The sequence below is a fragment of the Streptomyces sp. NPDC000941 genome, from assembly GCF_053599555.1.
On the sequence record NZ_JBSFMM010000369.1, the window covers coordinates 1 to 6,532 of the forward strand.

Below are 6,532 nucleotides of genomic sequence, written 5' to 3' on the forward strand. Positions count from 1 at the left end.
GGTCAGGGCCGCGGTGCCGGCCGCCGCACCGGCCGCGACGAACTTTCGACGGCTGAGGCGCGAACGGGAGCCGCCCTCCTCGTCCCTGGGTGCCTGACGCATGCTCACACTCCTCTTCGGGTGTGGAACTCCACTGGTATGCCATCTGAATGCCATAATGGTCACGCTGGGCGTCGCAAGGGTCAACACCCGTGCGCGCAATGACAGTTGTCGGTGAGGGGGAGTCGCCGGTGTTCCGGATCGCGAACGGTGACAAGAGCCTTGAGCTCACCACGGAGCAGGGCGCGGCGCGGGTCGCCTTCCGGCACGGGGCGGCGGACCGGGCCGGAGCGGCTGATGAAGCCCTGTGCTTCGCCGCCCCCCTGAGCCGCATGCTGGCCATGTCCACCGGCCGCCCCTGGCACATCGCCCTGCCCGGCGCGCACGAGCCCGAGGTCCGCCGGACGGCAGAAGGGCTGGCGGTGTGCTGCGAGGTCGGCGGCCTCGCGGTCGAGGTCGCCTTCGCGTTCGTACGGGGTCTGCTGCGCATGGACGTGACGTGGCGCAATACCGGTGAGCGCGGGTACGAGGACGCCGTACTCGGCGTGGTGCTTCCGCTGCCGTGCCGCAGGGCCTCCGCCGTCACCCTGCCGCAGGTGCTCTACCGGGGCAACCCGTCCGCCGACCCCGACCGCACCGTGCCCCGGCTCGGTGTCGGCCCGCACCGCGCCCTCGTGGTCGAGGAACACCGGCTGCCCGTCCCATGCGCGCACGCGGAGTGGCGCACCCGCGGCCACGCGCCCCACACCTGGTATGCCACCCTGTACGCGACGGAGCCCGGCAGCGGCTCCCTCGGGGCGGTCCAACGCGGCCGTATCTCGCTGCTCGCGATGAGCGGCGCGCTGATGTTCAACGGCGTCCCGGACACGGCGTACGTCCACAAGGGGAAAACCGCCCCGTACGACGGCGGTTACCTCGATCTTCCGCCCGGCGCCGTCCACCGCGCGCACTACGCCCTGGACTGGGGGTCCCCGGTCCGCCCGGGCCACGGCTTCCGGCGGCTGGTGCACCAAGGGCTCGGACTGTACGCCCCCGAAGGCGCCCGGCCCCTCACCCTGGACCAGATCGTCCACCACAAGACGGCGGCCATGGACCGCCGCTGGTACGAAACCCAAGGGGCCGCCGGATTCCTCAAGTTCGCCGGGCCCGGACACACCCCCGGCTTCCTGTACGGCTGGACCGGCCAGAGCCTCAAACTCGCCTGGTGCGACGCCCGCATCGGCCTGGAGCGCGACCAGCCCTGGCGCGTCGACCGCTGCCGCCGGGCCGTCGACTTCTACCTCGACGGCAGCGCCGCCGGTGCCCCGCCCGGCCTGCGGATGAGTTTCTACTCCACCCAGGACCGCGCCTGGTCGGCCTTCGAACGCGACGGCGAGACCTTCGTCTCGTCCCGGGCGTACGGTGACGCTCTGTGCGACCTCGCGGATGTCATCGAGCTGCTGGGGAGCCATGGCCACGCCGTGCCGCGGCGCTGGGTCCGGGCGCTGACCGAGGGCGTGGACACGGCGTGTGCCACCGTGCCGCCGCTCGGCTGGCGGCTGGACGGCAGCCCGCTGCCCCAGGAGCCGGGCGCGGCCGGGCTGGTGTGCGTTCTGGCCCTGCTCAAGGCCCACCGGATCACCGGTGAGGCCCATATGCTGCGCCGGGCCGAACGACTCGTCGCGCACTACCGCCATCGCCACGCCGGCGACTGGGCCACACCCTTCGCCCGCGCCACGCTCGACGCCGTCTGCGAGGACAAGGAGGGCGGCATCGCGTACTTCCTGTGCGTGTACGAACTGCTGCTGCTCACCGGTGGCGAGCGTCGCCGCGCCTGGGCCGAAGAGGCAGCCGACTGGCTGCTGACCTGGGTCTACCAGTGGGACCCGCCGTTCGACTCCGGCTTCAGGGCGGCCGGGTGGCCGGGGGTGAGCGTGCAGAACCACCACGTGGACGTGTTCTTCCCGGCGTACGAGCTCGCCAGGCTCGGCGAGCTGACGGGCCGCGAGGTGTATCGCCGGCTGGGCGAGCAGATCCTGCACGCCTTCGGGCAGGGCATCTGCACCAAGGCGGGGGAGTGGGGCTTCGAAGGGCTCGGCGAGCAGGCCGAGGGGTTCTTCCCCACCAACTGGCAGGCGCGCGGCACCAGCAACACCTGGAACCCCTCCTGGGTGACCGCGCAGGTGCTTTCCCAGGCGCTACGGATGCGGGCGGCGCGGGCCGGGAGCGACGGGCCATGGGACGACGGACCGTGGCCGCCGTGACCGCGTCCGGTGGGCCGGCTCCGTCGGGCGGCGGCAGCCTCGTCGGGTGGGTCGACGCCGCCCGGCGGGGCCGCCTCACCCGGTGGGTGGCCCGGCGGGTCAGCCCAGCCCGTGGCGCGCCGGTTCCGGCCGGTGCACCCCTCGGGGCCGGTAGCCGAGCGCGTCGGAGACGCCGAGGTGGTCGGCGAGCAGCCAGGCGATGGCCAGCCACATCTCCGTCCCCTGAAGACCGGGCACATGGGGCGCACGGCCGCCGGGCTCCAGCGCGAAGGAGAACCCGGCGCCGTCCTGCCACCGCCCGAGCAGCCGCTCCAACTGCCCGCGCGCCCAGTCGCGGCCCTCGGCGATCCGGTGCCCGGTCTGCCGGGCGCACAGCCACAACGGATGGATCACATCGAGGACGTCGCAGGCGTCACCGCGGTCCGGGCCGAAGAACGCGGGGTCCCGGCTGTGCGCGAGCACGGTGTCCACGGTCCGCTCCGGATACGGCAAGGGCAGCCCGAACTGCGCGAACGTACCGCGGGTGGCCCGGTAGAAGCCGTTGACCGGCTGCCGCCACCGGTCGGCCGCGCCCGGGGCGCCCCACAGCCCGTGGCCGGGGTCGGCACGGGTGAGCAGCCAGCCGAACAGCGCCTCGGCCGCGGGGGCGCGCAGCCCGAAACCGTCGAGATCGCGCAGGACGGCTGTGCCGAGCCCGTCCACCCAGTGGCCCGAGCGCCAGGCCTCGGTGCGCCACGGCAGCTTGTCCAGGCGGTCCATGAGCTCGGCGGGCGCGAGGTCCTGCACGGCGCGTACGGGATGGGCGAAGCCGGAGCCCAGCAGGTCGAGGGCGTAGCCGACGGACAGGATGTGGTACATCGCGGTGTCGTCGGCCAGGGACGGTGGACCGGCGCCGTACTCCGGGACCAGGCCGGTGTCCGGGTCCTGGAGGGAGCGCAGCCGCTCGGCGAGTTCCGCGCCGTCCGACCCCGGTGGGGGAACGCCCAGCAGCACATCAGCGATCTCCACGGCGTCGCACACCGAGCGCACCGTACGGGCCGCTCCCGGACGGTCGGTCCAGGTGTCGCCGTCCCGGCAGCGGGCGAGGACGTCAGGCGCCTGCTCGCGGGCGCGCGCGGCGAACCGCTCCAGCCGCACATCCAGGGCGTCCACCGAACGAGGGCCCGGAGCGGTTTGCCCGTCCCGCCGGTCGCGCAGCCGCCGCGCCGGGTTTCCCGCGGCGATCGACCAGGGCGGAAGGTCCTTGGTGACCACCGCGCCCGCCCCGATCACACAGTGGTCGCCGATGGTGACCCCGTCGACCACCACCACATGCGAACCGATCCACACATCGTCGCCGATCACGATCCCGGCCGAGGTGAGCGGCTGGCGGTGCACCGGACGGTCGGGCGCGAACGAGTGGTTGAAGCCCAGCAGCGACGTGTGCGCGCCCACCCGCACCCCGTCGCCGAGCTGGAGCCGGCCGCGCGCCGTCGTAAAGGGGTTGAGGGTGCAGTCGCGGCCCATGGCCACATCGTCGGTGACCACCGCGTGCGCGCCGATGTACGAGCGCTCACCCATCCGCAGCCTTTCGGTGAACACTCCCGCCCACGGCGAGACGAAGACCCGCTCGGCGAACTCGGCCTCGCCGCCGCCCGAGGCCAGCCGCTCGGCAAGCCGCCGCTGGTGGTCCAGCTGCTCCGCGCGCTCCTCCTCGGTGGCCGCGCCCCAGAACTCCCAGGGGCAGTAGTCGTACCGTCGGGGCCGTTCCGGCTCATTCCTTTCGCGCACCAGTCACCCTCTCTTGTACCAGGCCATCGACGTGTTCGATCCGGTCGGCCTCCGCCAGCGAGCCGAAGTGGCAGTCTGCCAGGCGCAGCCCGTCGATCGGGGCGTGGCCGTAGCCGCGGGCGAGCAGGGCGCGCCTGGCGTGGTCCACCGTGACGTCCCGGATGCCGATGTCCCGCACCCGCGGCGGATACGACCCCGTATCGCCCTCCCCGCGGTGGAAGTCGCAGCTCAGGAATTCCTTGCGGAGATGGGTGACGGTGAGGTCGGCGAGCTGGATGTTCTCGGCGTAGCCGCCGCGTACGGAGTTGGTCTTGATGTAGAGGCCGAAGTAGAGCCCGGGGCCGCCGATGCGGCAGCGGCGTACGTACACATCGCGGATGCCGCCGGTCATATCGCTGCCGAGGGTGATCGCGCCGTAGCGGTGGCGCAGCACACAGTCCTCGATCACGATGTTCTCACTCGGCACGTTCACCCGCCGGCCGTCGGCCTCCCGCCCCGACTTGATGGCGATGCAGTCGTCGCCCGCGGTGATATCGCAGCGGCGGATCACCACGTCCCGGCAGGACTCCGGGTCGATGCCGTCATTGTTGGGGCCGGGGCTGTCGATCGTCACGTCCTGGATGAGCACACCGGTGCTCAGCACGGGATGGATCTCCCACATCGGGGAGCGCACGATCGTCACGCCTTCTACCAGTACCCCGTGGCAGTCCTGGAACTCCACGAAGTTGGGCCGGAAACGGAAGCCGTCCGCGTACACGCGCCGCTCGACCGGATCGCCCGCCTCGGCCTGCCGCCACAGGTCCGGCCAGTCGTCCTCCTGCTGCCGGATCCCGGGCAGCCAGCCGAACTCCGCCTGCCCCGACCAGGGCCACCAGTGCTCCTCGTCGGCCTGCCCGTCGAGCACGCCCCGGCCGGTGACCGCGATGTTCCGCCGGCCCTGGGCGTAGATGAAGGGCGAGTAGCCGTACATCTCCACGCCCTGGAAGCGCGTGAGGACCGGTGGGAGGTAGGCGGCCGGGTCCCGGCTGAAGAGCAGCCGGGCGCCCTCCTCCAGGTGCAGATCGACGTGGCTGAGCAGGTGGACGGGCCCGGTGGCGTACGTTCCGGGGGGCACGGTCACATGGCCGCCGCCCGCCGCGGCGCAGGCCGCGACGGCCCGGCGCAGCGCCGCCGAGCAGTCCGTGCGGCCGTCGCCGCGCGCCCCGTACGCGGTGACGGGGAACTCGCGGTCCGGGAAGCGCGGCCGGGCGACCCGGGCCACGATGGCGTCCGCCCGGGTCCAGTCACCCATCGGACACGGCCTCCTGCCCGCCCACGACGACACGGCGCAGCACCAGCCCCGTCACGTTCCGCACCTCGCCGGGGCCGGCCACCTCGGCGAAGACGCAGTCGCTGAACAGGACGTCGCGGATGGGATTGGCGTCGTTGCCGACCAGGTTCCAGGGCCTGCGGCCGGTCTGCGCGGTGAGCCGGTGCACGGCGATGTCCCGTACGTCCGGGTAGTAGGCCCCGCTCTCGACGCCCTCGTAGTTGAGCGCGATCTCGATGACGGCGTCCGCCACCTGGCCGACCGTGATGTCGTGGCAGGTGATGTCGCGTACAAAGCCGCCGCGCACCGGATTGGACTTGATCCGGATCGCCCGGTCGAGCTGCGGGCTGTCCATGCGGCAGTCGCGGGCGAGGATGTCGCGGACGCCGCCGGTCGTCTCGCTGCCGATGGTGACGCCGCCGTGTCCGGCCCGCATCTCGCACCGCTCCACCAGGGCGTGTTCGCACGGGACGTTCACGCGCCGCCCGTCGGCGTTCTTGCCGGCCTTGAAGGCCACGCAGTCGTCGCCGGTGTCGAACACGCAGTCCTGGATGAGCACATAGGCGCAGGACTCCGGGTTGCAGCCGTCATTGTTGGGGCCGACGGGGCTGTCCACGGTCACGCCGCGCACGGTGACGTTGCGGCAGAGCACCGGGTGGATGTTCCACATCGGCGAGTTCTTCACCGTGACGCCCTCGATCAGGACATCGCGGCAGTCGTAGAACTGGATCAGGTTGGGCCGCAGATGGTGTCCGGCGCCGAACACCCGCTCCGCGACCGGCACGCCGGCTTCGGCCCACGCCAGCAGCTGTTTCTTGTCCACCGACTCGGGGGACGGCCCGCCGCCCGCGCCCTTCGTCCAGTTCCACCAGTGCTCGGCGTCGGCCTGCCCGTCGATGACACCGCGGCCGGTGACCGCGACCGTACGGCAGCCGTGCGCGTACAGCGGCGGCGAGTAGTTGAGGCATTCGGTGCCCTCGTACCGGGTGTACACCACGGGGAGATAGGCGGCCGGGTCCTGGCTGAAGCGCAGCGTGGCGCCTTCTCGCAGATGCAGATCGATACGGTCGCGCAGCCGCACCGCGACGTACTGCTGCCGCACCGCCTGCCCCACCGCCAGCTCATCGCCCGCCTCGAAGACCTGGCTCGCGGCCGCCGGCCACAGCGGCGG

General features: G+C 72.5%; 4 protein-coding genes. 1 reads left to right on the top strand and 3 read right to left on the bottom strand.

Features of this window, described 5'->3' with window-relative positions; all coding sequences use genetic code 11:
- The first annotated feature begins 230 nt into the window (after positions 1–230).
- Positions 231–2,282, top strand: coding sequence for a hypothetical protein (locus ACWDSL_RS50950; RefSeq protein ID WP_450496289.1), 2,052 nt, complete (start codon positions 231–233; stop codon positions 2,280–2,282).
- 99 nt (positions 2,283–2,381) lie between these two features.
- On the opposite strand, the gene ACWDSL_RS50955 is transcribed toward ACWDSL_RS50950, so the two are convergent.
- The 3 genes from ACWDSL_RS50955 to ACWDSL_RS50965 are packed head-to-tail and all read right to left on the bottom strand — an operon-like array spanning position 2,382 to position 6,463.
- Positions 2,382–4,052 (bottom strand): acyltransferase, encoded by a 1,671-nt coding sequence (locus ACWDSL_RS50955; protein ID WP_450496291.1) that lies wholly within the window; start codon positions 4,050–4,052, stop codon positions 2,382–2,384.
- Positions 4,036–5,343 (bottom strand): glycoside hydrolase family 28 protein, encoded by a 1,308-nt coding sequence (locus ACWDSL_RS50960; protein ID WP_450496293.1) that lies wholly within the window; start codon positions 5,341–5,343, stop codon positions 4,036–4,038. The genes ACWDSL_RS50955 and ACWDSL_RS50960 overlap by 17 nt, the downstream gene beginning before the upstream one ends.
- Positions 5,336–6,463, bottom strand: coding sequence for a glycoside hydrolase family 28 protein (locus ACWDSL_RS50965; RefSeq protein WP_450496295.1), 1,128 nt, complete (start codon positions 6,461–6,463; stop codon positions 5,336–5,338). Before ACWDSL_RS50965 ends, ACWDSL_RS50960 begins: the two co-directional genes overlap by 8 nt.
- Between the last annotated feature and the right edge of the window lie 69 nt (positions 6,464–6,532).

What these genes read in the sequence shown, in the direction of transcription:
- ACWDSL_RS50960 (WP_450496293.1), bottom strand. Translation starts at nt 5,343, where the DNA reads ATGGGTGACTGGACCCGGGCGGACGCCATCGTGGCCCGGGTCGCCCGG.